The sequence below is a fragment of the Moorena sp. SIO3I6 genome (assembly GCF_010672095.1).
Genome location: NZ_JAAHHU010000497.1, coordinates 1 through 3,111, shown reverse-complemented (window position 1 = coordinate 3,111; position 3,111 = coordinate 1). Strand labels below are relative to the sequence as shown.

At 40.9% G+C, this 3,111-nt stretch carries 1 protein-coding gene and 2 pseudogenes; all 3 read left to right on the top strand.

Annotated elements, in window-relative coordinates; genetic code table 11:
• Positions 1–142: 142 nt before the first annotated feature.
• On the top strand, positions 143–847 hold the full coding sequence (locus F6K49_RS38575; RefSeq protein ID WP_366514282.1) for a tetratricopeptide repeat protein: 705 nt from the start codon (positions 143–145) through the stop codon (positions 845–847).
• Positions 848–1,128: 281 nt separating this feature from the next.
• Positions 1,129–2,249, top strand: a pseudogene (locus F6K49_RS38570) (IS4 family transposase); the annotation flags it as partial.
• Positions 2,250–2,411: 162 nt separating this feature from the next.
• A pseudogene (locus F6K49_RS38565) lies at positions 2,412–3,111 on the top strand (hypothetical protein); the annotation flags it as partial.

Below are 3,111 nucleotides of genomic sequence, written 5' to 3'. Positions count from 1 at the left end.
CAAAGCTTGTCGGGTGGGCAAAAACCCTTTGGTTCTTTTAACAATTCTAGATAATATCATTTTGCCCACCCTACGCACTGAATTCTGACTTCTTAAGAAACGCTATAATGTTTCAATAACTATTGTATAGCAGTTGATGGTAATGCCTGACAATACATCTGATGCCCAACTTGATTTTATATTACAGGTTCTACAAGCAACCGCAGACAGTAATGGTGACGCGCAGATAATTTACCCATTACTGGCAGCAAATACAGACAAACTAGATGATAGATTAGCAGAAAAATTGCGAGATTGGGCAACAATTGTGCTGGGGGAAGCAGAAGCAGATGAAGCGGGATACATAGCAGCAGGTATTTTTAACTTCAGCAATCTAATAGCACAATTCCCCTTGGGTGACAAAGGCAGCAATAGTTCAATTGCACTCACTGGCTATGAAGTTGCACTAACTGTTTTCACCCGTGAAGCATTTCCCTATAATTGGGCATCGACACAAAACAATCTCGGTAATGCTTACTTAGAAAGAATCGAAGGTGAGAAAGCACAAAACCTAGAAGATGCCATCGCTTGCTACCAATTGGCTTTAGAAGTACGCACCCGTGACAAGTTTCCTATTGATTGGGCAATGACTCAAAACAATCTCGGTAATGCTTACTCTGACAGAATCGAAGGTGAGAAAGCACAAAACCTAGAAGTTGCCATCGCTTGCTACCAATTGGCTTTATCAGTAAGCACCCGTGAAGCTTTTCCTATTGATTGGGCAACGACTCAAAACAATCTCGGTAGTGCTTACTTAGAAAGAATCGAAGGTGAGAAAGCACAAAACCTAGAAGTTGCGTTCGCGTAGCGTGACCTACGGTCAATCGCTTGCTACCAATTGGCTTTAGAAGTACGCACCCGTGAGGCGTTTCCTATTGATTGGGCATCGACACAAAACAATCTCGGTAATGCTTACCTTAACAGAATCGAAGGTGAGAAAGCCTGAAGGGGTGACGAAACAGGCTGAAAGGCTCGCTATGTAAAGGTAGTAGCATTTTGTGGTAAAAAAAAGTAGGTCTCTAAATTTGCAACAAGACCTACTTATCGACAATGTGACCAGCATTTTACCAAAACCACCTAAAAAGTCAATTGAGTCTAGCCGAATATATTTTCTTGAAAATTTTGCTCAATCTCTTACAGTCAATTAAAAAAGTTAACTTAGAAAAAATAGCCAATGCTCTCCCTTTACCCATTAAATTTGAAAGTAGAAGAAAAAGAATTCAAAGATTTTTATCATTACCAAACTTAACACTTGAAAAAATTTGGGTCCCAATAGTTGAAGAATTATTGAAAGGATACTTTACCTCGGAAAGCCTAATTTATCTAGCAATTGATAGAACAAATTGGGGTCGTATTAACTTAGTCATGGTTAGTCTCATTTGGGATAAAAGCGATGCAGCGCGGTCTTGGGGGTTTCCCCCATGAGCGACTGCATCAAGACAGGGCATTTCCCATCTATTTGACTTTGTTGGCCAAGTTAGGGAGTAGTAATTTAACAGAACAAAAAAGTGTCTTGTCCAAGGTTATTCCAATTTTTAAAAACTATAAAACCTGCCTGTTAGGAGATAGAGAATTTTGCTCAGTGAAATTAGCAAAGTATTTACAGGACTTAGGTGTATCTTTTTGTTTGCGATTAAAAAAGAATGAATTTGTTGACTATAAAAAAGAGAATTGGGTTGAACTCAATGATTTAGGTTTAGTCCCTGGAGTATCTTTATTTATCCAAGGAGTTAAAGTGACCAAGACCAGGGGATTCTTTAATTTCAATGTAGCTTGTAAATGGCAACGTAAACTCAAAGGTACATCTCCGTTCGCGTAGCGTGGCCAAAGGCCAAAGAACCATGGTTTTTACTGACAAACTTTTCTAACTTAGAGTCGGCAGTTTCAGCTTATAAAAAAAGATTTGATTCGTTGGCGAAGCCTGGCGAGCGAAGCGAGGCATGGAGATGTTTAGAGATTTTAAAACAGGTGGTTATAATTTAGAGGACACTAAGCTTCAGGGTGAACGCTTTATTTCTCTAGTTTTATTGATAGCAATAGCTTACACTTCCGCAACATTTCAAGGTCAGCATATTAAACGTCAAGGAATACAAAAATATGTTGGTCGTGTGAAAGAATCTGGTCGAATAGAGCGGAGGCATAGCAGTTTTTACATTGGTTTATACGGTCACACCTGGGTTAATTTTAAAGATTTTTGTATAGAGTTAGTAACCGAATTAATGAGACGTGGGTCCTAATAAGCGATGCAGCGCGGTCTTGGGGGTTTCCCCCATGAGCGACTGCATCAAGACAACGAAAGTATTATCAACGAGGTATAAGGGCTAGGTCGCTTATAGAGTCTGGGTTTTAGCTTATTTCGTCGCCCCCCCAGTGAGAAAGCACAAAACCTAGAAGATGCCATCGCTTGCTACCAATTGGCTTTAGAAGTAAGCACCCGTGAGGCGTTTCCTATTGATTGGGCAATGACTCAAAACAATCTCGGTGAAGCTTACCGTAACAGAATCGAAGGTGAAAAAGCACAAAACCTAGAAGTTGCGTTCGCGTAGCGTGACCTACGGTCAATCGCTTGCTACCAATTGGCTTTAGAAGTACTCACCCGTGAGGCATTTCCTATTGATTGGGCAATGACTCAAAACAATCTCGGTAATGCTTACTTAGAAAGAATCGAAGGTGAGAAAGCACAAAACCTAGAAGTTGCCATCGCTTGCTACCAATTGGCTTTAGAAGTACGCACCCGTGAAGCATTTCCCTATGATTGGGCAACGACTCAAAACAATCTCGGTGCTGCTTACTTATACAGAATCGAAGGTGAGAAAGCACAAAACCTAGAAGTTGCGTTCGCGTAGCGTGACCTACGGTCAATCCCTTGCTACCAATTGGCTTTAGAAGTACGCACCTGTGAGAGGTTTCCTATTGATTGGGCATCGACACAAAACAATCTCGGTAATGCTTACTTAGAAAGAATCGAAGGTGAAAAAGCACAAAACCTAGAAGTTGCGTTCGCGTAGCGTGACCTACGGTCAATCCCTTGCTACCAATTGGCTTTAGAAGTACGCACCTGTGAGAGGTTTC